The sequence below is a fragment of the Rhizobium sp. BK181 genome (assembly GCF_014193305.1).
In the GTDB taxonomy this organism is placed as follows: domain Bacteria; phylum Pseudomonadota; class Alphaproteobacteria; order Rhizobiales; family Rhizobiaceae; genus Rhizobium.
Genome location: NZ_JACHZA010000019.1, coordinates 1 through 25,287 on the forward strand (window position 1 = coordinate 1; position 25,287 = coordinate 25,287).

Consider the following 25,287-nt stretch of genomic DNA (forward strand, 5'->3'; position numbering starts at 1 on the left):
GGCTATCGCTCCGACTACGACCTCATGGTCGTGGTCAACGACAGGTCCTTTGCCGAAGAAGACGCGCTCTGGGAGGGGGTCGACAACAGGCTGCTCGAAGAACAGATCGCTCGCCGCATCGAGACACCGGTTGTTCCGATCGTCCATACCTTGGCCGACGTCAACGACCAGCTCGGCCGCGGCCGACCCTTCTTTGTCGATATCGCCAGGGACGGCATCGTCCTCTACGAAGTGCCCGGCCATCCGCTAGCAAAACCGAAGCCGTTGACGCCGAAGGAACAGCGCCAGGAAGCAAAAGGCTATTTTGAGCAATGGTTCAAGCTGTCAGAAGAAGCGCTGAAATTGGCTGAACTTGGAATGGCAGACAACATTTGGCGTCATGGCGTATTCATGCTTCATCAGGCGACGGAATCCGCCTATCATTGCGCTCTGTTGACCCTTACCCTCTACAGCCCGAAGTCGCATCGCATCAAGGTACTGCGCTCTCGCGCCGAAGGACTGGACCCGCGCCTGATTGCGGCATGGCCTCGTGACACCCGGTTTTCGCGGCGGTGCTTCGAGCTGCTGTCTCGCGCCTATGTCGAAGCCAGGTATTCCTCCCAATACGAGATCACCCAAGAGGAACTTGCCTGGCTTACAGAGCGGGTCAGGAGCCTGCAGGAGGTTGTCAAAACAGTCTGCCTCGAGCGGTTGTCCGGGGAGTAGTATTCCGGATCCCGCATGGCAAGGAGTGGGCTTCGTACAGCAGGGATCGGCTCTTTGGTCGCCCGTGAATTGATTTCATACTGGTACGAACGCTTACACCAGTTGATGCAATAATGCTGACGATCGAACATCCTCCGCCGCCGCCGTTTTCGGTAGGGTCCAATTCGGACGGGCCTCTACCGGCACATGATGACGCTTGGCGCTTTCAACCACTGATCGTATTGTTACCGAAGTGCAACGTCCCATGACCAAAAGGCCGTTTGTCGACAGCAACCCGTCACTTCGAGATTGATCGACTCAGACAAGAATGAAAGGCTGGCTTTGCGGCTAGCTGACTCGCCAGCCGAAAGGCGATCTATCGGAACAGCCCCAGCCCCCAGGTGGCGGTTCAATCGAAAGGGAATGGATTTCCAATGACACTTCGGATGGCTTTGTTGACCTCCGCCGCGGTATTTGCTGCCGCGTCTACGCCGGTCTTTGCTGCTGATGCAATCGTTGCAGCTGAACCCGAGCCGGTTGAATATGTCCGCGTCTGCGATGCATATGGCACAGGCTATTTCTATATCCCAGGCACCGAAACATGCCTCAAAGTCAGCGGTTACCTTCGTTTCGAGGTCTATGCGGGCCCGGATGAGAAAGGCACCTCGGACTGGAACGCTCGCACGCGCGCTCATGTGCAGTTCACTGCCAAGAGCGACACCGAATATGGTCCGCTCACTGGCCTAATCGTTATACGAAACAACGGTGACAATCCCGAGACGACCTCGATCCTGGACTCGGCCTACATCGACCTCGCCGGCTTCCGCGCCGGTCTGTTCTACAGCTGGTGGGATGACGACCTTTCTGGCGAACCGGACGTCCTCTCGAGCTTTGAAACCCTGCACAACTCCATCCGCTACCAGTATGAAAACGGCGACTTCTACGCTGGCGTCACCGTCGACGAGCTGGAAGACGGCTATTACAAGCCCGGTGAGAACCCGAATAATTTCGGCGTCGGCCTCGGCATTGGCGGCAAGGCCGGAGCAATCAGCTACCAGGTCATCGGCAGCTACGACACCGACAACGAAGACGGTGCAGTGCGCGGAATGCTCTTTGCTGATATCGGCCCCGGGACACTTGGACTGGCAGCGATTTACGCATCTGGTCCGAACTCCTACTATTCCCAGTCAGAATGGACCGTTGCAGCCGAATACGCTTACAAGGCCAACGAGAAGTGGACCATCACCCCGGAGGCTCAGTACTTCGGCAATTACGTGCCTGATCTCGGTAGCTTCAGTGGCGACTCGTTCGACGGCCTCGGCGACGCATGGACGGTCGGCATTACTGTAGACTATCAGATCGCTGACAACCTCTATGCCAAGGCAACAGCCGATTACACTGATCCCGATGATGCTGACGAGGTGACCAAGGGTTTCTTCCGTCTGCAGCGCTCCTTCTGATTCCTGCCGGCGCCCTCATAGGCGGGCGCCGTTCAATCTCATCGGTCAGGGCGTGTTCTTGGTTTACCGCTCCGTTTCAGGCAACGCGGCACGTCGGTGCTGTATTCGGCTTCGAAGCCAAAATTCATGGGATCGAAGCGAGCGGATACCCTCCCGGACAATTTGGAGATGGTGCGAAGTTCAGGAACCGCCGCGAGTCTCGGGCGATGGCGAGTGAAGCTTTCAACGCTCGCGGGTTTTGATGACCTGTGATCGGACACTCGCAGGTTTCGCGGCTACGCCAGTTCCCTGAAGGTAATAGAATATCGCAGCTGTTCAACGGGAGGGATGGAATGTTCCCATTCCATCCGCGAGGGACCTGAGAGAAGATATGCGTACCCAGCCGCCACGCTAATAGATCTTCGCTCCCACTTGCCGGCCATACGTCGGCGGCCCTGATCCGTGCGGCTGAAGAGGCTGGAATTCCCGTGATAACAGTCGTTCATTAAGCTCGTTCCCGCCCAACGGATTTGGCTCGAGTGACGAGTAAGGCGGGGAAACCGCCACTGGGGCTCGCTGTTGGCGTGCCGCCAGTCTGCAGCGCTAGGCCATTGCACGCACGATGGTCACCTTCAATCAAACCGAGAATAAAATGATCATCGTTGGCGGCATTAGGTCCAGCGCTTCGGCATTGTGTTGAGCCTCGTCGAAGTCAGCGGCCATGCTGGTTGTCCTTGGAATGCCGAGAGCCCACTCCTACCTTGAGGCCATGGAAGCTGCCATACTCGAAGGGGGTTGGGATTTGCGCTCGATCAACCAGTACGCTAGCGTACGATGGGGCCGTCGCAGTTGTGAGTAGTCTTTCGGACCGTATACCAATAACCAGGACTCTCGTCTCGTTTGAACAAAATTTCCTGTTCATGCTCCCCTGCCCTCCCGGAATTCATGACGTCCAAGAAGAAATCGGCAACGACGCGAAATGCGAGACCCAAGTCGCTCCTGCAACGCCTAGCGGCCCAGCCCGAGAAACTCTTTGCGGGCAAGTTTCGCCAGCAATGCGCTGCGTTGTGCTTCCGTTACAAGGATGACAGAACAACGATTGAAATTCTGATCGTCACAACGCGCGACAGTGGGCGCTGGATCATTCCGAAGGGATGGCCGATAGAGGGGAAGGCACTCATGAGGCTGCAGCCATCGAAGCTAGGGAAGAAGCAGGAGTTCGAGGTAAGGTTAGAAAGAAACCGGTCGGCAGATACACATACCTGAAGCTTCTAGGCGACGGCGAGGTCGTGCCCTGCATCGTTGATATTTTTCAGATCGAAGTCAAAAAGAAACACGACAGATTCAAGGAGCGTGGCGAGCGCATCCTGGCTTGGGTCTCCCCGGACGAAGCAGCACGCAGGGTTAGGGACGTTGAGCTCAAGTCTCTGCTAGTGGAATTCACGCCCCACGGACGTTGATCGTGGCAGGCCAATCAAGGCGACATTCATGATTGAATGGTTCGTACGGTCTTATTGCCGGACGCGATATGGATGCGGACATCCGGGAACTTGCGGGCTGCCCAGGCTGCAGTGAGGACGCGCATACGGCAAAGGTGCTGTAGTACGCACCTTCTCTGCATTGGGGGTCATTGCGGTTCGCGAGCCGACGTCGAGTGAATTGAAACTCAATTGCCATACCTCCTCGAAAATCCAACATATTGTGTTGACGAGATGTGCCGCTATTGTAGTTTCGTGTAAACTCTAGGCGGCAGACTCCGATTGGATCGAAATGGAGTTCGATGCCAGCCGAAAGGCAGAGGCAATCATCAGGCATGGCTGAATTTAGCAGAATGGAGAGGCATAGTGTCCTACTCTAAGGCGGAAGAGTCGCCGTTGTTGCGGGACCGCTATCAGGCATTTGTCAGCCAAATAACACTGCAACCGAGAGCTCTTCTGACCTTTCTTGGATGCTACCTTCTCATTCACGTCTTCGTCAGACTTCTGCTGCCTCACGGCCTGCGATATGACGAGTCGCAGCAGGCTTTGTTCTCGCAGTGGCTGGCGATCGGATACGACAATCAACCACCGCTGTATAACTGGGTTCAGCAGGCATTCATAGGTGTATTCGGCCTTTCGCTGGCGACCCTGGCATTCACCAAGAGCCTGAGTCTTTTCGCTGTTTTTCTCGCCTTTGTCGCACTTTCTAGGATTTTGCTTCGGTCGAGTGCATCAATTGCGCTGGCGACACTTCTACTCTTCACGATCCCTCAGTTTTCGTGGGAATCCCAACGCAACTTGACCCACACCGTTTGCGAGCTTGCGGTGGTGTGCGCGTTTTTTTACTCGGCGTCCATAACGATGAGGCGTCCGACAGCCCAATCCTATGTAGCGCTCGGATTGGCCACTGGCCTTGGGATGTTGAGCAAGTATAATTTCGCGCTTATCGTCGTTGGGGTAATGGTGGCCGCGCTCGGCGATCCATCTGGACGAGCGCGGCTTTTTGATCGACGTTTTGTTCTGTGTATTTTGATCGCCGCTGCGATCTTTCTCCCGCACGCGGTTTGGATGATAAGTCACCGCGATATCGCAGTGGACAGAAATCTCGGGCTACTCGGAGTAAGCGAAGAGATCCAACTGGTGATGGCGGGCAAGGGCATGCTGGATGTAGTGTCCACCGCAGTGCTGCTGTTGCTTCCGACACTCCTGACGTTTGGTCTCATCGTTAACAAGGATGTGGTTCGCGTCTGGAATGCATCGAGTAGCGAGTCCCGGTTCCTGGGACGCTACCTAATCGCCGTATCGGCCACGCTTCTCGTGATAGCCTTCTTTGGCACGAATGGAATGCGCGACAGATGGCTCCTGCCTCTCTATGTCGTCGCTCCGCTTTACCTCTGTCTGAAGTTGGAGGCGGCTGGCGTCGTTGTTGAACCGCTGGTCAAAAGGCTTATGCCGGTTGTCCTAGCCGTAATGATCCTCGTGCCGGCGAGCCTGCTTGTGCGTTCAGGTTTTCCTCAATGGTTCAAGCGCCCCGATGCTACCGGAATCCCGTATGCAGAATTTGCTCAGTCTGTGACCATGTCGGGTACACGCATGCCCGACCTCATTGTAACCGACGAATGGCTTGCAGCTGGTAATCTTCGCCTTCAGTTCCCCACCACACCGGTTCTGTCGCTCAATTTTCCCAACCTTACGCCGGTATATGAGCGGAGCACCCTCAGATCGATCTTGGTCGTGTGGACGGACAACGAAATAAAGCAGAAGGAAAGGCCTGAGCTCGATCGATGGGTCACGCTGATGGGTGAAAGAGGCTCCGCTTCGCCGGTCAGCACCGTTTCCTTGCCTTACGAACGAAGCTGGGGTCTCAGGCAGGCTGAGTTCCACTACCGTTGGGTTGATTTGCCGATCAACTAAACGCCACGGCCAGATCGATCAGCGTTCCTGCTGCTAGCACTGCCCCGTAGCCTGCTCATCTCGCTTCCTCGACACAGTGATCTTACGTGTAGAGATGCCGCGTCGGAGAACCGATGCGAGGGCTATCACGAACACTTGACCGCCTCACCCGACTCGGCCCACCAAGCCGCGGCGGGGTTCCCCGCCCATCACCACGAAAGAGGAAATTCTCGTGCCGGCGATTTCCGCCGTCGATAAGTCGTGGTGGAAAGAGTGATAGTTTCCAAGATCCAGCAGGCATCGAGAGTTCACCCCGAGGGAGGTGCCGACCTTTTTGTTTGGCGCCGGCGTCCAGCTCTTCCTGCGGTACCAGCGCAGGGGCTGCTGTCGCGTGCGAAAGCGTTGCCCTGCGGCAACACTCAGCTTCTGAACGATGCTGGCGAACCATGAAATTGCAGGTGAACCGCTATACTCTCCATTAGGGTAGTTGCATGTTTCGCCCTAAACCGGGTTAGACCGAGCGCATACGGGGGCAGAAGTTGACTGAGACTGTTGATGGTTCATACCTTCCCGTTCGGCGTGCCACCAGTATAAGCACAATCCTTCCCGTCCTTCTGCTGGCAACCTATTTCACCGCGAGCTTCGTCCTTCGGCTGCTGCGCGGCGGCGATCTCGCCTCCGACGAGGCGGAACAAGTCGCACTCTCGCATGCGTTGCAATTCGGTTATGGCGACCAGCCGCCTCTCTACAACTGGGTGTTCTACTGTTTCGCCAAGGTCTTCGGCGCGTCAGTCGATACGCTGGCATTCGTGAAGAATGCGACGTTGCTGATGAGCTGCCTGTTTCTTGGCTTGGCTGCTCGCAAAGTGGTGGGAGAACGTGACGCTGCCTGGATCTCCATTCTCGGCTTCCTGAGCCTGCCGGCGGTCTTTCTGCTGTCGCAGCGGGATCTGACTCACACCGTCGGCGCCTTCGCTGTCGTTGCGCTGTTCCTCTACGTGCTGACGCTGGTGGCCGAGCGCCCGTCGGCTGGCAACTACGCGCTTCTCGGCGCGGCGGCCGGCCTGGGATTTCTGGCAAAGTACAACTTTGCGATAATCCCCGTGGCGACAGTGGTTGCGCTCCTGCTTGAACCCAGCCTGCGCCGACTGGTTCTCAACTGGCGGCTGGCCGCGACCATTGCGGTTGGTCTCGCTGTTGTTGCCCCGCACGTTTATTGGGCGGTAACCCATCTCGATGCGGCAACCGGTGACACGGTGACAAAGATGCGGGCAGCATCGAGCCACGGGATGCCTCTGCAGCTCATCGCCGCCTTGGAGCTGGTGGAATCAATTGTCAAATGCTGCGCATTGACGATCGCTATTCTCGCCGTTGTCTATCGCGGGCATCTCCGCACCATTTTCGTTGCGAGCAGCGAATGGACGCGGGTGATCGGCCGGATGCTTGTCGTCAGCATGTTTCTGGTCTTCGTCATCATGCTGGCTGTCGATGCGACGATGATGCGCCCGAAGTGGATCTCGATCTTCTTCGTCGCATTCCCCCTCTATCTCGCATGTAAGGTCGATGCGGCAGGGGTCCACGTCCCCGGCGCAATCAGCAAGCTTACCGTGCTCGTTGGGGCAATGATCTTTATCTCACTGGGCGTCGTTTTCGCAGGAAGCTTCCATTAGCGCGGCACACGACGCCGCTTATATCCGGCACGCGAGATCTCACTCCAACCGTTACATCGCCGCATTGTCCTGCACCTCCCGTAGCCCCTCGTGAGAGGCGTGGCGAAGCTTTCCGTCCTCAAGCACCTCGCAAAATCAGCGCCCTTACGCAAGGCAGCATGTCGAACCGGGCTTACCGAACGAATCCTCACGATGACGATGCCGGCGCTGCCACGATGCAGGCTCAGTCGCTCATTGCCGGTCGAGATCCGAATCCGATGGGGAGCCCGCAGTTCTGGACGGAAGCATTCATCCGCGGTGGTGGTGGCGGCATGCTCGGCGATTTCGTCAACTCTTCGGTTACGCGCGGCGGGGAAGGCATCACCCTTCTCTCCACCATTGCGCGTGTAAAATACCGATGTGTCACTTTCGCCTTCCGGGGCCTGATGGTGACCGTCGTTGCCTATGTCCTCTTGCTTGTCAGCACGTAATCGGGACCTGGAGAAACGAGGCATAGCGTCTGATCCTGCACATCGCGCGTAGATGATGCCGCTCGGTCAGGAGCTTGTCAGAGCCCCAGTTACCAGAAATAAGTAAGTTTTGGGCACTGTAGGAGGGTCAAGGGGCACGATCGGAGAGGGGCGGCAACGGGCTTAGTTGATAGGCTTTTCAGGCGCGGCATGAGCAATAAAGCCACACAAAGCTCAGGGTATAGTCTCTCCTTCAACCCGCGAAAACTCGCTGGCAGCTCCAAGAAACCAGCAACAACTGCCGGGAGTGAACCTCAGCTTCCAAGCGTTCACTGGGTAGTCGAGCACATCGCTCAAACTGAACGGCTGTATGGCGAGTTGCACAATCAGCTTCCAGATCCCAATCTGACTGTAACAAAACCGCGGTCGATTGAACGAAAACTTGCAATTCAGGGTAAAACCGACCCTTCAAAGATCGCTGAGTATCACAGACAGACGCTAAATAAAGAGGCGATCGATACAGCCCAGCGCATTGCCCTCCTCTTTCAGGTGCTTTCTGTTGATGTCGCCCACGAGATTAAGCGGGCTAAATCTCGACCGCGCCGAACCAAACGCCAATCAAAGAAGCGTAGCGCCTAACATCTTCCTACACCGGCCTTAGGCCGGCGACGGGATGGTCACGCCGTCACGTCAACAAAGATCGATTTCTCCACGAGCGTTCCGCACAGCCAACTGGCGATGCAGGCGAGCGGTCGCGCCAATGTCGTCATCGATGGTGACCACATTGGCGCGCCTGCCAAATCGCGCCGAAAAAAACTCCCGTTCTGTCTCGGCCGAAGCCAAGTGCCGGGTAACCAAGCATACATCCGTTCCCAAAACCACCGCATATCGCATCGGCTTCCTCCGGTGTGGTAGCTTGATTGCATGATGCACGATGAGAGCATGGAACGCAACTTCTTGGCGAGCAGCAAATTGAAAAAGCTCAAGCCATCGGAGCGGTCATTTCGAGATGGCGCGTCCCCAGACCACCTCCATGATCGGCCTGATCAAAAAGCCAGCATTTTCGAGATGATCGAAGTCCAGTAGTTTGAGGAGGATCGCACTAAGGTCTTCTTGTGCCCCCATGATTCTCGCCCTACAATTCCCCGTACTGAAGGATCGTCCACCCGGCTATTCGAGGTGATGACAAGTCTTGCGTTTGTCCCGGTCCGTGAAGCGCCCAGGTCATGAGGCGTCTTGCCGAAATTCGCCCGACGCCGGCCTGGAGCTCACGCGACGCTGACAAAGGAAGTTCTGCGACAACCCCTTTCGATAAGGTCATAGTAGCAGGCTTTGGTTCGCCGAAAACCCTCGGAGCCTCGGCTACCCTGAGTGGCGAGGTGTCTCCAATCGACGCCGTTTGGATCGGATCGGTCTCATGGCCGTTCCTAATTGGCTGCGTTCGTAGCGTTGGGACTGGGACCGCCATTGCGGAGAGATCGGCGAAATTGCTCTTTTCAGTTTCCTTGCGATCGCTGCCGCCTTGAGCAATCTGGCGGGCAAGTGCTGCCTCCGCACGGCTGGAAGGCACCGCAAGGAGAGCGGTCTTCAGATTGGCGCCCGAGGCCCTTGTTTCCGTTTCCTCCGTGTCGTCCTCATCCACCGTCGCGGCAATGTCGATCGTTCTCGAGCCAGCTCGCTTTTTGCTGTCGGCAATCGCTTGGTCGTAGCCCGGTAGCGGTCGGCCATCCGCGGGAACATGCATTGTTCGTCCGCTCGGAAAAATGCTTGCTAGTTCCTGTCGCGACATGCGGGGCCAGGCTCTGACACGACCGACATCGAGATGAACGAAGGGAGAACCGGAGCGGGGATAGTATCCCACACCGCCTTCCTGTTTCTGCATCGCCAAGGCCCTCAGCGTGGCAAGTTTCACGCCTGGAATGTAGAAGTCCATCGCCTTTCCAAGCATGTGTTGACTGCTCTTTGCGACGCCTGAGCTTCTGGATCGGGACCGCAGCATGTTGTTGGTAGTAGGTGAACGATACGCTGAGACGACGTGAATGTAGTCGCGAGCTCCGCTTTTGCCATAGACCTCCCAGACGAGATCGAGCAGCCGGGGATCCATGCGCGCCGGCTCGTTTCTTCGCCAGTCACGCAGGAAGCGGTTAACCTGGGCAAGCCCTCTTGGATCGAACTTTCCATCGCGTTTGAACGTAATCGTTGCCCGCTCTCCCGTGTGGGTAAAGAAGAGTTTTAACGCGCGATCTTCCGCAGCGGCATCGACGGCAAATCCTAAAACCGCCAGCAAGGCGATGGCCACCTGTCTGACGCGCCGAACAACAGAGCATAGAACACCCACCGCATTGAATGATGTGCGCCCAACGGCTTGAGAGTTGCTGGCATAGCCGGACATTGCGATCCTCGTCATCTGAGATCATGCCCGGCTGCAGAAACACGACGGACGGACGAAGCCACAATTATGGTCAACAAAGCCCTAACAACACGTTGACGGTTTGTTTCATCGGCTCCGTTTCAGAGCCGCCGTCAGCGGTCCGCTATGCCCTGAATCTCTCAAGCGCGGTCAGGTGCTGGACGGGTGGGTCTGCATCGTCCCAGCGGTATATTTCTGTCCGGAGGAAATGACGTTCGTCATCAAGAACGTCCTCATCGAGCTCGATCCACCACGACCGCGGACGCCCGTCGGTACCGTCGGACCATCTGTATCCGCGCGCCTTGAGGTGATCCTTCATATCGAACGGGCTATGCTCGGCAAAGAGCCGGACGCGTGAGCGCTGGGCAGCGCGGTGGAGTTCGGCAAAGGGACGGTCATCCTCTCCTTGCTGGTGGTCCAGGACTTCAAGAAGCGCAAAACAATCGTCGACGGCGCGATGTCCGTCATGAAAATAGCCTGCCTGCCCGATGAGGTAACCGAGTTTGGTTCCCTCGAAGCCACGGGAGCTCCAATCGATCTCCTTGACCGAACAGGCCCAGGCCTTGTTGACGAACAACGGAGAGAACGCCTCACAGAAAGGACGATCGAAACCGGCATTGTGGGCGATGATAAGGTCTGCGGGTTCGACGATGCGGCGCAGAGCCGCGATGTCGATCTGTTGGCCCGCCACTATTTCGTCGGTGATCCCGGTCAACCGGGTGATGTCAGCGGGGATCGGCGTCTGCGGTTCCTGCAGGCCGCCATAGACGTCGGTGATATCGCCGATCCTACCATTGTCGTCGAAGGTGAAGGCAATCGCACCAAACTCGATGATCTCGTCATTTCGGTGATTGAGGCCCGTGGTCTCGGTGTCCACGATCACACCGACCCGCGTAAATTCGGGTCTTCGCTCTGTCACGATCGGTCGGGGGAGCAGTCTTCGCAGGATCTTGTAGTCCCCGGTCGCCTCAAGGCTTTTGGCCATTTCCTCCGGCGCCGTTCTCGAGCTTTTCCGGATAGCTCGTTCCCTGACCGTTTCAGCGCCAGCCGCGACCGGTATCGAAGCAAACATGTCGAGCTGGTTCGCCATTATTCCCCTGTTGGATCGGCCTTTTCGCGTTATTCGGAACAACGAGTTTACAGCGATTTGAGAGTGAGGTCGTTCGTCGGCGGTCGAAATCCCCACCTTTCGATGCCGGCCATCGGTCCCCCATCGGGCTCCGAATGCCATGCTTCGAGCAACACCATCACGAGACTCCAGGTTTTCGGGGTTCCAGCTATCTGGTCGCGCGTCTTCGACTTGTCTTGGCCGCACCAATGTCATGATCCAGAATGACGGCGTCGTGCGGCCGGACCGTCTTTCGAGCTCACACGGCTCGGCCCTTGGCCACCCCCTTCGCCCCTTGGTCGACAGCTCACAACAGGCGTGCTATTGAAAAGCGAATGAGTGATTCTCTTTTTGGAGTTTGCGCCATGACGCTCGATCTCGGATGTAACTCGATTGACGATCTTCCTCTTGTTGAATTGGACGCCACCGCACAGGCAGAGCTCGTCCGCGCAGGGCGCGTAACGCCGGAAGAGCTGCTTGATGCAGCGATCACCCGTATCAAGCGATTAAATCCTGCGCTCAATGCTCTCAGCGCATCGGCCTTCGAGGCCGCACGCGAACGCGCCCGAACGAACGCGGGTGACGGTGCCTTCGCGGGTGTCCCCACCCTGCTCAAGGACCTGATCGCCTATCCCGGCCAGCCTCTTGGCCTGGGTTCCCGCCTCATGTCCGGCCAGATCGCGCCAGCTGGTTCACCCTATACCGAAGCGCTCGACGCGGCGGGTCTCGTTGTTCTCGGCAAGACGACGACCTCGGAGTTCGGCCTCGTCGGCACGACGGAGCCGCTTGTGACAGGCAAGACACGCAATCCCTGGGATCTGTCCCGATCGACAGGCGGTTCCTCAGGTGGTGCCGCAGCTGCGGTCGCCTCCGGCATGGTACCCGTCGCACACGCGTCCGATGGCGGCGGCTCTATCCGCGGTCCCGCCTCGCTTTGTGGCGTCTTCGGCTTCAAGCCGACCCGCTGGCGCACGCGCTCCGCCGGTCTTCCCAAGGATATGCCGATTGCCGCGATTCTGAGCGAGCATTGCGTCAGCCGTTCCGTGCGCGATAGCGCGACCTGGCTTCGCGTGACTGAAACCGAAGACTGGGCAGAACCCCTACCGGAAGCGGCAGATCTCTTTGCAAACCCGCCGCGAAAACTGCGGATCGGCTTCTATGGCCTCGACGCCTTCGGCAACTTGCCGGATGAGGCGGCCCGGGCTGCGCTGGAGCAAACGATCACACTCTGTCACTCGCTTGATCATACCCTTGTCCCGGTCGAGGGACCGCTCTTTGACGGCCGGGTGGCGGCGCATGCCGTCTACGACATCATGGCTATGACCACATCAGCCATGGTGGACTATCTCGCCCCCGGCCTTGCCCCGGACGCCGCCATCGCCTGCCTCGAACCTTATACGCTTACCCTCATCGAGCATGCTCGCGCGCTTCCACCGTCACGCTTTGTCGAGGCGGCTGCGGAAATCGCAGCTGCCGGCGACATGGCGCAAGCGGCACTCGACGATGTGGAAGTATTGCTTTCACCGACCATCCCCTTCACCGCCTTCCCTCTTGGCACCATCTCCCCGGATTGTCCCCTTCAGGTGATCCGGCGCCATTTCGAGCGGAGTGCCGCCTATACGGCGGCCGCATCGCTGGCGGGCTGGCCTGCCATGTCCGTACCGCTCTTTTGGACTGAGGAAGGCTTGCCTGTTGGGAGTCATTTTGCGGCACGGGCAGGAGAAGACGCCCTCCTCTTTCAGCTTGCGTTCCAGCTGGAAAACGCGGCACCGTGGCTACCTCGCCTCTCCGCGCTCTCACGGACGCTTGCATGCCGCAAATCCTGAAGGACGATCTTCGCAACAGCATTCTCGATGCCGCCGGCGCCATCTTCGCCGAACGTGGTTTCGAGGCAGCCCGGATCGCCGATATCGCCGAGCGCGCTGGCACCAGCGCCAGCAACGTCTATAAGTACGTGAAGGACAAGGCCGATCTCTTCGACAAGGTTTTGCCGGCAAACCACGCCGCAGAGCATCGGCGCCTGCTTTCGGCGCGTCTTGGCGAGTTCGAAAACCGCAGCGATTGGCGGGCGCTCGATGCGAGCGGTTCTTCGGCAGCGGGCGATCTGCTTGCCTTCTGGGCCACGCATCGACATGCTGCCGCCATCCTGATGAGCAGCGCCGCCGGCACTACTTTTGAGGATGAGCGGCCACGGATGATCGCTGACATGACCAGCCGCGCCGTCACCCGCCTCGGACGCCAGGATGATGCGCATCTGCATTTCGTACTGGAGCAGATTTTCGGTCGCACGCTCGATACGCTCGCCGGTATCCTGCGCCGCTATGACAATGCCGAGGACATCAGGAAAGCAGTCGCCCATTTCTGGCGGTTCCAGCTCGCGGGGCTCGCCGCTTTGCTGGACGCCTCTTGAGGGACCGTCAGTCTCTGCGTCGCTGGGATCCCCAAGCACTCATTGATAGCGATGACGAGCGTTGTAAACGCCCCTGTTTGATCGGGAAGAGTGGGATCTGTCCTGGCAAAGCGGGATCGGTCCGGAAAGACGGTCTCTGGCCGGTGTGGCCCTGAGTCTACGGTTATGCCGTCGTGATGGCTACGCTTGCACTTATTTGCCAGCGCCTGACGAACCCAGCGTCTTGTGGTCGCCGGCTCCAAGGGGCGCCACAATTGCAGTCGCTATGGAACGCGCAATCCCCGTCTCGATATCCAAAATGCTCCGACCCTTGATGTCGACATTGTAGTCGCCAGTCCAGACAACAACGCCGTCGGCCTGACGGACCAGGCGGGCAGTCGACCGCATGTCGTTGTCTTCCAACCGGACACTTCCCTGAAGGGCGTATGTCGGGTCAGTCGCAGTGACGCCAGTTGCACCGTTCCCTGACATGACCACAACGTCCTTGAACTTCGCAAGGTTGACAAAAAGCTCGCTGGTCAAACCGGCTGAGATGTCATTTGCAGCATTGCCTTGGCCAACACTCTGGAAGCGATCGATGACGATCCTCGGCCTGCTGCCGTCCGTTACCGCCGTTTTCAATGCCGGGTTTTCCCATTCTGCAAGCGATGCCATGACAACGGCGGCAAGCACGATCAGCGCAGCGCCGACCATGATCCAACGAAGCAGCCTGCCTTCACTCTTTTGCGCGTCGACCGGGACCTGCTCTTTTCCGGCACTCGTAGCGGGAGCTCCCACCTCAGGTTTGCGCTCGATGCCGCTCTCGCTTCCGGGGCCTCGCAACGTAAACGCGGGAACGTACCCACCGGCAGGAACCGTGATTAGCACTGGGTCCTTTGCGCCCGCCGTAAGGTAGTAGCGCTCCAGGGCGCTACGCAATTGACGTGCCGCAATGCGGACACAGGGATCGTTTTGAGCATCGAACGAGTTACCTCGTCCGAATACCGCCTGCGCAATCGTGAATGCTTTGAGATATCCTTCACGTTTCTCAACCGTCTCGGTCACGACGTACTGCAGGAACCTGCGTCCACGATCAGGAAGGATAAAATCCGGGCTTGAGAGGATCCTTCGCAGTTGTTCCCGTACGTCATCGGGCGCAGGAGTTGTTTCTCGGACACTTACAGCCTGATTTCTCACCGGTTCCCCTCCGACAAGCATACAACCAAAGCGTATATGACGCCCACTTTATCTACGTGGAATTGATGTGCAATTAATTCTTAACCCTCCAATAAACCAGATTGCTAATTTAGAGAACCGGATGCCTTGAGATAGTAGAAGCTACCGTAAACTACTTCCGTTTCGTCGGGCGATTGCTACTCTGCTTCAGGGGCAGAGGATAGCCAATGGGCAACGATCATGAGATCGGTGGCAGTCGTTCGCTTGCGCAGTCCGGACTGCGTCGCCTGATGCTCAGGTTGCCTGAGCAACGCAGGCGGCTGCAAGTCCTGTTGGGCTCTACCTCGTGGCCATACTTTGACGAGCTATTCGCGGCTTATGACGAGGCATGTATCGCGCTTGAGGCTTTTCGGCATGACAATGCTAGCTCGCATATCATCGAGGAATACGAGGTGGTCAGTGCCGAACTGGAGGCCGACATCCTCCGTGAACTCGACAGGGTTATTGTTTGGCCCAGTGACTGATGGAGCCAAGTTGCGCATCGCCGGGTTGCGCGTGGGCGCAGCCTCGGGCACATGCCTTCGGGTCCGCAACCCAGGCAAGACGTGCCTGAAATTGTTCCGCAGGCCCAACCCTTTTGCATATCCAGGTGGCGCAAAACGCTCTGCGCGCGAGGTGGCACCGGTCAGGGTCTGAGCCGTCTGGCTTTGATGCAAGACTCACGAGCCAATGGGAAACAGTCCTCATCACCATGAGACGCAGGTTTTCAGAAAAGCCCATCAGCCGATTTTATGGCCGCCCTCAAGACTTGAGAGCGGCGCGGCGGGATGCCGGGCCTGCAATCTTTCAAACGCCGAGGCTTCACACCTGAGCAATCCTGCGCAGATCGTCGATTGCCCCGGGCGCAGCCGCAATCACGGGCGCTCCCTTCGTCAGCCGCTCGCCTGAGGTCGGGAACGGATGGTACCAGCCGCCTGCTTCCTTCACCAGGCAGTACCCGGCCATGCAATCCCACGCGTGCATATACGGCTCATAATATCCGACAAGGCGGCCCGCTGCCACATAGGCGAGCATCAGGGCTCCCGATCCATTGCGCATGAAGTTTCCGCCAGCCTCCAACAGGCTTTCCACTATCCCGGCAACCGTCTTCGGCGTGACATGGTTGTTGGCACCGATACCAGTCACGGCATTGCGAATGGTCCGCGAGGAGTCCAGTGAGAGCTTCACTCCATTCAGCGTAGCACCCTTGCCGAGGGCTGCGGCATAGATCTCGTCGTGGCATGGCGCGCTGATCACGCCGACAACGGGCAGGCCCTCGTAGAGCAGACCGATCGAGACGCACCAATTCGGCATGCCGTTGACGAAAGGACTGGTTCCATCGATCGGATCGACAACCCAGGTGAACCCCGACGTCCCTTCTTCAAGGCCATACTCCTCGCCGAGCACGCCATCGGCCGGGTAGGCTTCATTGAAGCGGCCCCGGATCAGGTTCTCCACGTCGCGATCGGCGACCGAGACCACATCCTGCAGATCGCGCTTGGTCTCGATGACAAGCGTGTCCCGGCGCCTGAAATAGTCGAGCGCCAGCGCTCCGGCCTCGTTAGCCACCGTTTCGGCCAGCGCAAGGCGCGCTTCAAGGTCTGGTACAATATGCGACGTCATGAAAATCTTCCTTGATAAAAGGCAGCAATCAGCCGCCGATGATGGCAATCCCGCGATCCTTGAAGCCGATTTCAACCTCTGTCAAAGGCTCGAATGCCCTCGCCATTGAGCCATCGACGACGAACAGAGTGCCTTTGCTGGTCTTCACTTCATATTCCACGTGATCACCGAGATAGGCGGCATGGGTGACCTGTCCGCTGAACGCGCCGCCATTTTTTGGTGCTAGTGTGATGGCGCTCGGACGAATTGCAAGCTCTGCCGGTCCCTCGCGCATGTTACGACCGGCGACACGATGGTGCAGTCCGCCAATACTGATCGTCGCATGGCCGCCCTCGATGCCGATAATATCGCAAGGCACGACGTTGGCCTCGCCCATGAAATCGGCGATGAACGCAGATGCCGGCTGGTCATAGAGATCGTGGGGCGTGCCCTTCTGGGCGATCTCGCCGTCCTTCATCACGATGATCGCATCGGAAACGGCAAGCGCCTCGTCCTGATCGTGCGTGACGTAGACAGCAGTGAAGCCCAGCCGCTGCTGCAACTCGCGGATCTCGGTCCTGACCCGGCGGCGAAGACGGGCGTCGAGGTTCGAGAGAGGCTCGTCGAGCAGCAGGACCTGTGGCTCAAGCACCAGCGCCCGTGCAACCGCGACGCGTTGCTGCTGACCACCTGAAAGCTCGGCAGGCAGGCGCTGTCCCATGCCGGCGAGACCAACAAGCTTCAGGCCTTCTTCAGCCCTTTCGCGCGCGTCCTTTCGCTTCAGCCCGGAGGATTCCAGGCCATAGGCGACGTTGTCGAGGGCGGTCATATGCGGGAACAGCGCATAGGACTGGAAAACCATAGAGACATCACGCTCATTTGCCGGCAACATCGTGACGTCCTTTCCGCCGATCAGGATCCGTCCCGCCGACGGGTGCTCGAGACCAGCCAGCATGCGAAGCGTCGTCGTCTTGCCGCAGCCCGAAGGTCCAAGCAGCGTGACCAACGTGCCGGGTTCGATGGTCAGGGAAAGATCAGGGATCGCCGTGAAGGCGCCAAAGCTCTTGCGCACATTCTCGAAGACGACGGAGCCAGGTTTTGTGGGGGTCATGCGGTTTTCTCCTGACCGAGAGGTGCGGCAGCGGTAGCGGTCGGCGCCGCAAGCGCGACACGGTTTTCGCGCCGCAGGCGGCGCTCGCCGACAAGAAGTTGAAAGCCGGTGATAATGGCGACCATGACGATGATCAGTGTCGAGGAATAGGCGATTGCAATGCCGTATTCGCCGTTTTCGACGAGTCCGACAATATAGGAAGTCGCCATGTTGTACTCGGCACTCACGAGAAAAACGACGGCGCTGATCGAGGTGATCGCGCGCACGAATGAATAGACGAGGGCTGCAGTGATTGCGGGCCTGAGCAGCGGCAGGATGACCTTGCGGATTGTCCTGAAACTGTCTGCGCGCAGTGTGAGCGATGCCTCGTCGAGGCTCTTGTCCAGCTGGCTCATCGCCGCGACGCCGCCACGCACGCCAACCGGCATGTTGCGGAACACAAAGCAGGCAATCAGGATCAGCGCCGTCCCTGTCATTTCGAGCGGGGGCAGATTGAAGGCCATGATGTAACTGATGCCGATAACGGTACCCGGGATCGCGAAGCTCATCATCAGCGCGAACTCGAACACATTGCGTGCGGCAAACTTCTGGCGGACGATCAGGTAGGCGGTCAACAGACCGACAGCGGCCGTCAGCGGGGCAGAAATCAGGGCAATCTCCATTGTTGTCCAGAACGAGTTCCAGGCCACCCCGGTCCACGCCAGGCCGCCGTCATTGCGCAAGCCGATCGAGAAAGCGCGGATGTAGTGTTCCAACGTAAGCGTGTTGTCGAGACCCCAGGTGCGCACAAAACCGCCGAAGAGGATCATTGCATAGACGACAATTGTGAAAATCATCCAGGGTATGATGATCGCATGCACGGCAATCGAAAGCCCGCGCGGCAGCGCGATATGCTGTCCCGAATCGCCCTTGCCGGTAACTGTCGCGAAATTCTTGCCGGACAGCCAGAAACGCTGCGCCAGGAACGCCGACAGGGTAAAGCAGAGCAGGATCAGGGCAAGCACGGCGGCGCGCGACGGGTCGTTCTGCGAGCCGACAACAGCGAAGAAGATTTCTGTCGACAGCACGCCATGGCTACCGCCGAGCACCAACGGATTGCCGAAATCCGCCATGCTCTCGATAAATCCGATCAGGAAGGCGTTGGCGATGCCGGGCTTCATCAGCGGCAGGGAAATGCGCCAGAACGTGCGCCAGCGATCGGCGCGCAACGTCTGGGAGGCCTCTTCCATTGATGGGCTTACGCCCTCCACGACACCAATCAGAACGAGGAAGGAGATCGGCGTGAACGAAAGGACCTGGGCAATCCAGATCCCCGTCAGGCCATAGAGCCATCGGCCGGGCTCTATATCGAGCAACGTTGAGACAAACTGGGTTGCGACACCGGAGCGGCCAAACAACAGGGTCAGAGCAAGGCCAACGACAAATGGCGGAGTGATGATTGGCAAAATGGTCAAAAGCCGCAATCCCTTCTTGAAGGGAAAGCGTGTGCGCGTTGCTACCAGTGCAAAACAAAGGCCGAGCGTCGTCGAGCCGGACGCAGCCCAGATCGCCAGCCAGAGCGTCCGCCAGGCAACGCCGCAGCGTTCGCCTCCCCATACGCAGCCAAGGCTCCAGACGGATGGGTCCTGTATGTTCGTCAGAAAGCCGGTCGGGTTGAACGAACCGTCGAAGTCCTGGAAAGCGCCGACGAACATGCTGCCAATCGGGTAGAAGACGAACACGCTCACGAGCAAGACCAGCATCGCAATGGCACTGACCACGAAGGCGTCGCCCTTCATCACCCCGCGTTCGGCGAGCCCGAAGGAAAAAAGGATGACGAAGGTGAGACCGACCACGACGGCGCCTGCGCCCATCGACGGCTGACCATCCGGAAGGGCACCGAACAGGGTCTCGCTGATCGTCCAGCTCCAGCCGGTAAAGCCGATTGCAAGCCCTTGCACTGCCAGAAACAGAAGGCCGAGCCCACCCGCCCAGGCAAGGAGCGCACCGCGCCTGGCGTGATCGGAGATGAAGCGCGACGCGGCGCAAAGGACTACAAAGACGACGACGACCGCCAGCCACCATCGCCCATGCGAGACGATCTGCAGGACGCCAGGCGCCGAGGACGGATCTCCAGGAAAATCAGGTAGCCAGCCGAGCCCGAAGAAGCCGCCCTCCGTCCTGTACCACGGGAGTACCATCAACGCAGCAAGGGCAATGACGAGAGCGATATCCAGTCTGCGGTTATGGTTTTTCATCGATCGCTCCGCCAGAGTATCAGGCAATTTGGCCAGCAGCAGCGAGGCTGCCAGCCATTCTTGCTTTAAAGATCAGATCAATTGGCCTTGGCGCCAATGTCCTTGTCCCATCGCGAAAGCAGCGCCTTTCGCTTCTCTGGATCGCCGTAAGTCTTGAAGTCGTAGTCGATCAGCTTGATGTCCTCGAATTTCGGGGACTCCTTCGGGACCTCTGCCGACTTGTTGGACGGAAGCTGGAACGACTTGGCGTCCTTCATGTGTGACTGAACATCAGCCGACAGCGCCCAGTCATACCACTTCTTGGCATTGTCGAGGTTCTTCGCACCCTTGATGATCGACATCGAGCCGATTTCGTAGCCGGTGCCTTCGCAGGGAGCAACGGACGTGACCGGGAAACCCTCGACAGTCTGGGCAACAGCGTCATGCATGAAGACGATACCAATCGTCGTTTCGCCGCGTGCCGCAGCCTTTACCGGCGCCGAGCCTGACTTGGTGTATTGCGAGACATTGGCGTTGAGTTTGCTCAAGTAATCGAACGCCTTATCCTCTCCCATGATCTGCACAAGGGTCGTGAGCGCCGTATAGGCCGTGCCTGAGGAGTTCGGGTTGGCGATCTGAATCTCACCCTTGTAGGAAGCATCCAGCAGGTCGGCCCAGCACTTCGGCTCCTTCAACCCCTTCTTCTTCAGGAGCTCGGTGTTGTAGCCCCAGCCAAGCGCGCCGGCATAGACACCAACGGTGCGATAATTGGCGCTTTCTGCCTGCTTCTTCGCCCAGTCCTGTAGCTGATCGAGGACCGGCGACTTGTATTCCTGAGTAAGGCCCTCGGTGGCAGCCTGCAGGTGCGGATCGCCGGTCCCCGCCCACCAGATGTCGGTCTTCGGGTTACGCGCCTCGGCGCGAACCTTGGCATAGGTCTCTCCCGAAGACAGCCGAACCATGTTCACCGTGATATCCGTTTCTTTCTCGAACCGGTCCTTCATCATTTCGCAAATGACGACGTCGGCCGAGCAGATAAGATTGAGATTTCCTGCGGCGTGCGCCGAATAGGCAGACAGAGATATACCCGCGGCGAGAATGGTCGCGGCGATTTGAACCGACTTCATTGTATCCTCCTAAATGTACCGACGCCTCCACGCCGCACGCTTTGCAAGCGTGTGCAACAGTTGCATCTGCCTTGCTGTTGTGTCAACTGTTTATGGTGCAATTCGCACGATCTTGTCATTGCATTCATGTGCAATATGGCGTCGCGAGATGGGCAGAGAGGGCCGCTGTGAAACACACAACCATAAGCGCACGGGAGGTCGCGGACAAAGCCGGCGTGTCCCGATCGGCAGTGTCCCGGACGTTCACACCAGGCGCGAGCGTTTCAACGAAAACCCGTGAGCGCGTTATGCTCGCAGCCGAGGAACTTGGGTATCACGTCAATCATCTCGCTCGCGGCTTGATGCGCAATGAAAGCGGCATCGTGTGCCTGATCGTTTCCGAGGTTGCGACACCCTACCGATCGGCTCTCCTCGGAAAGCTGACGCTGAACCTGCAGAATGCGGGCAAGGTTGCCATGCTGATCAACACGGATCGTTCGGACGGCAGCGTTGACCGCGCTTTGCAGCAGGCACTTCGGTATCGTGCTGATGCTTCCATCATTCTTTCCGGGTTGCCGGACAGATCCATCACTCAGCTTTGCTTGCGCAACGGGCAACGGCTGGTTCTCATCAATCGCGACGACGATCAGCAAGGTCCATTGCGCATAAATCTGGACGACTACGAAGCCGGAGGGCGCGTTGTGACCGCCTTCGTGCGGGCTGGATGCAGAAGGCTCGCCTTTGCCAACTCCGAAGCTGGGACACCCAGCCTGATGGCGCGTGAGAGAGGCTTCGTTGCGGCGGCTCGCGCTTTGGGCATGGAGGTGATTGTGGAGCGCCATGGTTGGACCGGCTATGAAGCCGGCAGCGTCCTCGCTCGCCGCATGCTGACCGCCAAGGAACGTCCTGATGCGGTATTCTGCGCGACCGACCTGATTGCCTGTGGCTTCATGGATGCCGCTCGTCACCAATTCGGTTTGTCCGTCCCCGACGACCTCTGCGTGGCGGGTTTCGATGATATTGAGCAAGCGTCCTGGTCGTCTTACGCATTGACAACCTTTGCTCAACCAATCGCAGACATCGCCTCCAGGGCGGTCAATTGGCTGACCCAGATGCCGCAGGACGATGGCCAGGCGGTCGTCCAGCCCATCACCCTCAAGGCTGAAATGGTCTGGCGCAACTCGATCCGGGCGAAATCGGATGCGGGAAAAGAAAGCCCTGTTGCCGAGGGCTTCAGGTAACGGACAAGCATCGAAACACGCCGGCAGCTTGCGAGCTTTCCACTCCAGCAGGCACCTTTCCCAACTGCCTAGCGACGCGCCGCGACGTTTGTCTTGGCGGATGGCTGGATCTTCCGCACGCATAAGCGTGTCTCATGAAACAAATCCAGGTAGCCCGAGGCAAATGACGGGCAAGTCGATGAGGCTGTGCGAGCCGGTTAGCCCCCTGGACTGCAGTTTACGGTCTCATCTGCGTCGACGAGGGAGTGGAGGCGCTATGGTTCGTTGTCTGTGGCGTTTCGATCACCGCGTCTCTAACCTTCGTCCAGGCAAAAGCGACAACTGCCAGTATCAACACGATCGTGACAAAAATCCAAACACCTCCCCGACGATAACTTCGGGGTGTGGTGCGCAAGTCCAATTCACTGCTTTCCGAGTCGCCTGACATTGTCGTTCTTTTGAGCTCTTGTCGGATAACATGTCGCGCGAAATCTGGTTCCGATGGTCAGACTTCAGTCTGATGCGCCACACACCAGCCTCCGTTACCGATAACCCCGGATCAGACCTCGGCGCTGGTGCCCTCGGCCTTCTCACAGGCGGCTAACCCCGGACACCACCTCTGCGATATTCGAAGGAGCAATGCCGGAAACATAAGGACCCCCTAAACAACCCTTGAAGGGGCGGAATTCGTTCACTACGCTTTGGGCTTGATCGTCTATCGACCTGGATCCGGCTCATCACGCCGCAGTCTATTTGTGGGGCGTCAACGGAAAATAATGAATTGATGTCTAATATGCGGGGCAGGGATCGAGTTGGGAGCATCGCAACTCGCTTCGAGCGCGCCTGCAAGGCAATGAACAGCAATAAACATCAATACGCAGGGGCGATGATGGGGATAGTCGATAAGCTTTTCAGGCGCAGTGTTAAAAATGGCCCGACAGATGGATCAGGGCGAACTCTCTCTTCCAGCCCCCGCAAAGCAACCCATAGCTCGGGGCAATCAACCACAGCCGTGGAGCCGAGACCCCAAACGCGCAGCGAGCACTGGATTGGCCAAATCACCGAGACTGAGCGCCTCTACAGCGAACTACAGGCGACGCTTTTGGAGCCTGATCTGACAGTTGCTGAACTGCAAGCGATTGAACTGAAAGTAGCGGTCCAGGTTAAAGCCACCTCTTCCCAGCTCGCGGAATATCATCAGCGCGGCATCGGAAAAAATGCGATCGATACTGCCGAGCGCCTTGTCCCTCTCTTCGACGTGCTCTCTATAGACGTCGCCAACCGGATCGAGCGGGCCAAAACCGCGTCCGAACCGCAATAACGGTTCGCCGAAGAAGCGAAGCCCCCGACGCAGGGGGATCTCGGTACCGATGTGCCAACTCGGTTTTGATTTGAAGCACAGAGCGCACTTCATATCCCTGCTATCTGACGAGGGTTTTTAAAGCCAAATGAAGGCTCTGGCGGTGCCGGGCGATTACCACCACAAGGCCAGCGCCACGATAAGGAGGAAAATGATCGCCATGATCAGGATCAGCAGCTTCGGCCGCAGCATATGTCTCTCCCTGATCGTTTCAACCTGACCATACGACCGGAGGAGAACGTCCGCCTGAGATTCACGCCGCTGCCACCCTTTCCAGCCGCACCCGTTCGATCGCGTCACGAAGCTGTTCCTGGGTGAAGGGCTTTGTCATCCTCAACATACCGACATAGGCTGGATCATCAGGGAGGTCTGCATAGCCCGAGGCAAGAATGACCGGCAAACCGGGGTGGGACGCGAAGATCTGCCGCGCCAGATCCGCACCTGTCATTGCGGGCATGGCATGATCGGTGACAACGAGGTCCACGCGGGAGGAGGCAGCCAGCAGATCCAGCGCCTGGTAGGCCGATGCGGCTTCCAAGGCAGTATGACCGAGATCTTCAAGCATCGCGACGGTTCCTAACCGGACAAGCGCGTCATCATCGACGACGAGGACGCTCAGCGATGCAGGTACATCCGAGGCGCTTGCCATGGCACGCTGCTCCGTCGCAGACATCGGCTCCTCCGCGGTGTCAGCGACAGGCAACCAGAGCGATACGGTCGTGCCTTGGCCTGCGATGCTTGATACCTGCAGAACGCCTCCAGATTGCGCTGCTAGCCCATGGACCATTGAAAGCCCAAGACCCGTCCCCTTTCCTACCCCCTTGGTCGTGAAGAACGGTTCAGTGGCGCGCGACAAGGTCGCCTCATCCATTCCCTCGCCGTCGTCGGAGACCGATATCCTGATATAGCGGCCCTCCTTCAGCGACGTCGGACGATCCTCGCCATCCATTGACTGGGCCGTCACCGTCACGGTTCCGCCCTGCCCCAGTGCGTCCCGCGCGTTGACGAACAGATTGAGCAGAGCCAGTTCAAGCTGGTTGCCATCGACCAGTATTGGCGGCAGCTCCTTGGGGATCCGCCGCGCAATCGCGATCTGGGGGCCGACAGCCTTGCTCAGCAGGTCTTCGACGCTGTCGAACAGCCGCTCGAAGTTGACGGCCTGGGGCTTCAGATCCTGACGGCGGGCGAACGCAAGAAGTCGCTGCGTCAGCGCCGAGCCACGCTCTGCGGCCTGCATCGCATTTCCAATCAGGCGCTCGCTCTTTTCATCGGACGGCAGCCGCTTTTTCAAAAGGTTGAGGCTTCCTGATATCGCCATCAGGAGATTGTTGAAATCGTGGGCGACACCGCCGGTCAGTTGGCCGATCGTGTCGAGCTTCTGGGCTTCGAAGAGCTGCGCCAGCGCATCCTCGCGCTCGCGGGTCTTCTGGTCGATGCGCCGCTCGAGATCCTCGTTCAGCTGGCGAAGCTCCGTCGAGGATGCTTCAAGCTCCGCCGTGCGCTGTTGCACCCGTGCCTCGAGATCGGCATTCAGACGTTCCAGTTCGCGGGTCTTCCGGAAAAGATCGGCAAACACCCGCACCTTGGCGCGCAGCACCTCGGGAACGATCGGGACGGAGACGTAATCGACTGCTCCGGCCTCGTAACCCCGCAGACGGTCCGGCTCAGCCATCATCACGGCAGAGACGAAGATGATCGCGGTATTCTGATAGCGGGGGTGCTCCCTGATCATGCTCACCAGCTCGAAGCCGTCCTGCTCAGGCATGCAGACGTCAACCAGGATCACTGCGATCTCGTTGCGCAGCAGACACTCGAGAGCCTCCCGGCCCGACTGGGCCTTCATGAGGTTTTCGCCGAGGTCCTGGAGGATCACCTCATAGCTCAGGAGTTTTGCGGGCTGGTCATCGACGAGAAGGATATTGACTGGGCTCATGACA

At 58.4% G+C, this 25,287-nt stretch carries 21 protein-coding genes and 1 pseudogene; 12 read left to right on the plus strand and 10 right to left on the minus strand.

Going from position 1 to position 25,287, the window contains the following annotated elements; genetic code table 11:
• Together FHT77_RS26450 and FHT77_RS26455 are read left to right on the plus strand one after the other, a co-directional pair.
• On the plus strand, window positions 1-705 hold a 705-nt coding region (locus tag FHT77_RS26450; protein WP_183757936.1), incomplete at its 5' end, for a HEPN domain-containing protein.
• 413 nt (window positions 706-1,118) lie between these two features.
• Window positions 1,119-2,144, plus strand: a complete 1,026-nt coding sequence (locus FHT77_RS26455; RefSeq protein ID WP_183757938.1) for a porin — start codon at window positions 1,119-1,121, stop codon at window positions 2,142-2,144.
• A 275-nt stretch (window positions 2,145-2,419) separates the two neighbouring features.
• Here the strand turns inward: FHT77_RS26455 and FHT77_RS31660 are convergent.
• Window positions 2,420-2,611 (minus strand): annotated as a pseudogene (locus tag FHT77_RS31660) (alpha-ketoglutarate-dependent dioxygenase AlkB); the annotation flags it as partial.
• A gap of 666 nt (window positions 2,612-3,277) precedes the next feature.
• Between FHT77_RS31660 and FHT77_RS32325 the strand changes: the two are divergent.
• From FHT77_RS32325 to FHT77_RS26480, 5 genes are all read left to right on the plus strand, one after another.
• Window positions 3,278-3,583, plus strand: coding sequence for a hypothetical protein (locus FHT77_RS32325; protein WP_405049349.1), 306 nt, complete (start codon window positions 3,278-3,280; stop codon window positions 3,581-3,583).
• A 384-nt stretch (window positions 3,584-3,967) separates the two neighbouring features.
• A complete protein-coding gene (locus FHT77_RS26465) occupies window positions 3,968-5,515 on the plus strand; it encodes a glycosyltransferase family 39 protein (protein WP_183757939.1) in 1,548 nt (515 codons plus the stop codon).
• 518 nt (window positions 5,516-6,033) lie between these two features.
• On the plus strand, window positions 6,034-7,164 hold the full coding sequence (locus FHT77_RS26470) for a glycosyltransferase family 39 protein (protein ID WP_183757941.1): 1,131 nt from the start codon (window positions 6,034-6,036) through the stop codon (window positions 7,162-7,164).
• A 158-nt stretch (window positions 7,165-7,322) separates the two neighbouring features.
• Window positions 7,323-7,634, plus strand: coding sequence for a hypothetical protein (locus FHT77_RS26475; RefSeq protein ID WP_183758057.1), 312 nt, complete (start codon window positions 7,323-7,325; stop codon window positions 7,632-7,634).
• 189 nt (window positions 7,635-7,823) lie between these two features.
• Window positions 7,824-8,252: a hypothetical protein gene (locus tag FHT77_RS26480; RefSeq protein ID WP_183757943.1), complete on the plus strand. Its 429-nt coding sequence runs from the start codon at window positions 7,824-7,826 to the stop codon at window positions 8,250-8,252.
• Window positions 8,253-8,612: 360 nt separating this feature from the next.
• Here FHT77_RS26480 and FHT77_RS31980 read toward each other — a convergent pair whose 3' ends face one another.
• From FHT77_RS31980 to FHT77_RS26490, 3 genes are all read right to left on the minus strand, one after another.
• Entirely contained in the window at window positions 8,613-8,738 is a 126-nt protein-coding gene (locus tag FHT77_RS31980; RefSeq protein WP_281412597.1) for a hypothetical protein, read from the minus strand.
• 10 nt (window positions 8,739-8,748) lie between these two features.
• The gene (locus FHT77_RS26485) at window positions 8,749-10,020 is read right to left on the minus strand and encodes a DUF882 domain-containing protein (protein ID WP_246720193.1); all 1,272 of its coding nucleotides are present in this window, start codon (window positions 10,018-10,020) and stop codon (window positions 8,749-8,751) included.
• 127 nt (window positions 10,021-10,147) lie between these two features.
• Complete coding sequence (locus FHT77_RS26490) at window positions 10,148-11,113, minus strand: 3'-5' exonuclease (RefSeq protein WP_183757945.1); 966 nt, start codon at window positions 11,111-11,113, stop codon at window positions 10,148-10,150.
• A gap of 383 nt (window positions 11,114-11,496) precedes the next feature.
• Between FHT77_RS26490 and FHT77_RS26495 the strand changes: the two genes are divergently transcribed.
• The gene (locus tag FHT77_RS26495; RefSeq protein ID WP_183757947.1) at window positions 11,497-12,957 is read left to right on the plus strand and encodes an amidase; all 1,461 of its coding nucleotides are present in this window, start codon (window positions 11,497-11,499) and stop codon (window positions 12,955-12,957) included.
• On the plus strand, window positions 12,942-13,541 hold the full coding sequence (locus FHT77_RS26500; protein WP_183757949.1) for a TetR/AcrR family transcriptional regulator: 600 nt from the start codon (window positions 12,942-12,944) through the stop codon (window positions 13,539-13,541). Before FHT77_RS26495 ends, FHT77_RS26500 begins: the two co-directional genes overlap by 16 nt.
• Before the next feature lie 192 nt (window positions 13,542-13,733).
• Here the strand turns inward: FHT77_RS26500 and FHT77_RS26505 are convergent, their stop codons facing one another.
• Complete coding sequence (locus FHT77_RS26505) at window positions 13,734-14,585, minus strand: hypothetical protein (RefSeq protein WP_312859776.1); 852 nt, start codon at window positions 14,583-14,585, stop codon at window positions 13,734-13,736.
• A 338-nt stretch (window positions 14,586-14,923) separates the two neighbouring features.
• Between FHT77_RS26505 and FHT77_RS26510 the strand changes: the two genes are divergently transcribed.
• Window positions 14,924-15,220 (plus strand): nodulation protein, encoded by a 297-nt coding sequence (locus FHT77_RS26510; RefSeq protein WP_183757953.1) that lies wholly within the window; start codon window positions 14,924-14,926, stop codon window positions 15,218-15,220.
• A 337-nt stretch (window positions 15,221-15,557) separates the two neighbouring features.
• Here FHT77_RS26510 and FHT77_RS26515 read toward each other — a convergent pair whose 3' ends face one another.
• The 4 genes from FHT77_RS26515 to FHT77_RS26530 all read right to left on the minus strand — a co-directional run bounded on the left by FHT77_RS26515 (window position 15,558) and on the right by FHT77_RS26530 (window position 20,791).
• Complete coding sequence (locus tag FHT77_RS26515; RefSeq protein ID WP_183757955.1) at window positions 15,558-16,358, minus strand: inositol monophosphatase family protein; 801 nt, start codon at window positions 16,356-16,358, stop codon at window positions 15,558-15,560.
• A 28-nt stretch (window positions 16,359-16,386) separates the two neighbouring features.
• Window positions 16,387-17,448 carry an ABC transporter ATP-binding protein gene (locus tag FHT77_RS26520; RefSeq protein ID WP_183757957.1) on the minus strand — a complete coding sequence of 354 codons (1,062 nt, stop codon included), beginning with the start codon at window positions 17,446-17,448 and terminating at the stop codon, window positions 16,387-16,389.
• The gene (locus FHT77_RS26525) at window positions 17,445-19,685 is read right to left on the minus strand and encodes an iron ABC transporter permease (RefSeq protein ID WP_183757959.1); all 2,241 of its coding nucleotides are present in this window, start codon (window positions 19,683-19,685) and stop codon (window positions 17,445-17,447) included. Before FHT77_RS26525 ends, FHT77_RS26520 begins: the two co-directional genes overlap by 4 nt.
• Window positions 19,686-19,762: 77 nt before the next feature.
• Entirely contained in the window at window positions 19,763-20,791 is a 1,029-nt protein-coding gene (locus FHT77_RS26530; RefSeq protein ID WP_183757961.1) for an ABC transporter substrate-binding protein, read from the minus strand.
• A gap of 92 nt (window positions 20,792-20,883) precedes the next feature.
• Here FHT77_RS26530 and FHT77_RS26535 point away from each other — a divergent pair, with 92 nt between their 5' ends.
• On the plus strand, window positions 20,884-22,011 hold the full coding sequence (locus tag FHT77_RS26535) for a LacI family DNA-binding transcriptional regulator (RefSeq protein WP_183757963.1): 1,128 nt from the start codon (window positions 20,884-20,886) through the stop codon (window positions 22,009-22,011).
• A gap of 832 nt (window positions 22,012-22,843) precedes the next feature.
• Window positions 22,844-23,311, plus strand: a complete 468-nt coding sequence (locus FHT77_RS26540) for a hypothetical protein (protein WP_183757965.1) — start codon at window positions 22,844-22,846, stop codon at window positions 23,309-23,311.
• A 292-nt stretch (window positions 23,312-23,603) separates the two neighbouring features.
• Here FHT77_RS26540 and FHT77_RS26545 read toward each other — a convergent pair whose 3' ends face one another.
• Window positions 23,604-25,283, minus strand: coding sequence for a response regulator (locus tag FHT77_RS26545; RefSeq protein WP_183757967.1), 1,680 nt, complete (start codon window positions 25,281-25,283; stop codon window positions 23,604-23,606).
• Between the last annotated feature and the right edge of the window lie 4 nt (window positions 25,284-25,287).

Excerpts from the sequence above, each read along its gene's own strand:
- FHT77_RS26545 (WP_183757967.1), bottom strand. The coding sequence starts at position 25,283 with ATGAGCCCAGTCAATATCCTTCTCGTCGATGACCAGCCCGCAAAACTC.
- FHT77_RS26490 (WP_183757945.1), bottom strand. The coding sequence starts at position 11,113 with ATGGCGAACCAGCTCGACATGTTTGCTTCGATACCGGTCGCGGCTGGC.
- FHT77_RS26535 (WP_183757963.1), top strand. The coding sequence starts at position 20,884 with ATGGTGCAATTCGCACGATCTTGTCATTGCATTCATGTGCAATATGGC.
- FHT77_RS26485 (WP_246720193.1), bottom strand. The coding sequence starts at position 10,020 with ATGACGAGGATCGCAATGTCCGGCTATGCCAGCAACTCTCAAGCCGTT.
- FHT77_RS26515 (WP_183757955.1), bottom strand. The coding sequence starts at position 16,358 with ATGACGTCGCATATTGTACCAGACCTTGAAGCGCGCCTTGCGCTGGCC.
- FHT77_RS31980 (WP_281412597.1), bottom strand. The coding sequence starts at position 8,738 with ATGGGGGCACAAGAAGACCTTAGTGCGATCCTCCTCAAACTACTGGAC.
- FHT77_RS26525 (WP_183757959.1), bottom strand. The coding sequence starts at position 19,685 with ATGAAAAACCATAACCGCAGACTGGATATCGCTCTCGTCATTGCCCTT.
- FHT77_RS26495 (WP_183757947.1), top strand. The coding sequence starts at position 11,497 with ATGACGCTCGATCTCGGATGTAACTCGATTGACGATCTTCCTCTTGTT.
- FHT77_RS26455 (WP_183757938.1), top strand. The coding sequence starts at position 1,119 with ATGACACTTCGGATGGCTTTGTTGACCTCCGCCGCGGTATTTGCTGCC.
- FHT77_RS26500 (WP_183757949.1), top strand. The coding sequence starts at position 12,942 with ATGCCGCAAATCCTGAAGGACGATCTTCGCAACAGCATTCTCGATGCC.
- FHT77_RS32325 (WP_405049349.1), top strand. The coding sequence starts at position 3,278 with ATGGCCGATAGAGGGGAAGGCACTCATGAGGCTGCAGCCATCGAAGCT.
- FHT77_RS26510 (WP_183757953.1), top strand. The coding sequence starts at position 14,924 with ATGGGCAACGATCATGAGATCGGTGGCAGTCGTTCGCTTGCGCAGTCC.
- FHT77_RS26480 (WP_183757943.1), top strand. The coding sequence starts at position 7,824 with ATGAGCAATAAAGCCACACAAAGCTCAGGGTATAGTCTCTCCTTCAAC.
- FHT77_RS26540 (WP_183757965.1), top strand. The coding sequence starts at position 22,844 with ATGAACAGCAATAAACATCAATACGCAGGGGCGATGATGGGGATAGTC.
- FHT77_RS26530 (WP_183757961.1), bottom strand. The coding sequence starts at position 20,791 with ATGAAGTCGGTTCAAATCGCCGCGACCATTCTCGCCGCGGGTATATCT.
- FHT77_RS26475 (WP_183758057.1), top strand. The coding sequence starts at position 7,323 with ATGTCGAACCGGGCTTACCGAACGAATCCTCACGATGACGATGCCGGC.
- FHT77_RS26520 (WP_183757957.1), bottom strand. The coding sequence starts at position 17,448 with ATGACCCCCACAAAACCTGGCTCCGTCGTCTTCGAGAATGTGCGCAAG.